The organism is Campylobacter troglodytis (assembly GCF_006864425.1).
Taxonomy (GTDB): Bacteria; Campylobacterota; Campylobacteria; order Campylobacterales; family Campylobacteraceae; genus Campylobacter_D; species Campylobacter_D troglodytis.
Map to the genome: position 1 here is coordinate 1 of NZ_QHLI01000268.1, position 403 is coordinate 403.

Annotated in this window: 1 pseudogene; it reads left to right on the top strand. The window is 28.0% G+C overall.

The features are described 5' to 3' along the window. Nucleotides 1-177: 177 nt before the first annotated feature. A pseudogene (locus DMC01_RS15610) lies at nucleotides 178-403 on the top strand (hypothetical protein); the annotation flags it as partial.

The following is a 403-nucleotide window of genomic DNA, read 5'->3' on the forward strand; positions in this document are numbered from 1 at the left end:
AAATACAAGCTAAACAACTTTGCCTTTGAAACAAAATTTTCTCTTAAAATAAAGCTCATAAACATAAGTCCTATTCTACAAACCTAGCCTCCCTACCCCACCTCACTAAAAACAAACTGAACAAATTTAAATTTAAGGCTCAAGCCAACTTAAACTCAAATAAATAAGTTTTAAGTTATGATTATATTGATGAAAAACAAGTATATCAATCGTTTCAAAATTTCAGAGGCTAAATTTAAAGAATTTTGAAGTATTTTTTGCTTCGCCTTGCAACTTTTGGAAAAGCCTTGATCTTAGAGCCACAAAACTTGCAAAATTAAGCAAAAATTCTCGCCAAAGCATCAATAAAATAATCAAAAATATTAGAATTTTAAGCCTTAAAGAATGTGAAAAAATTCAAAAA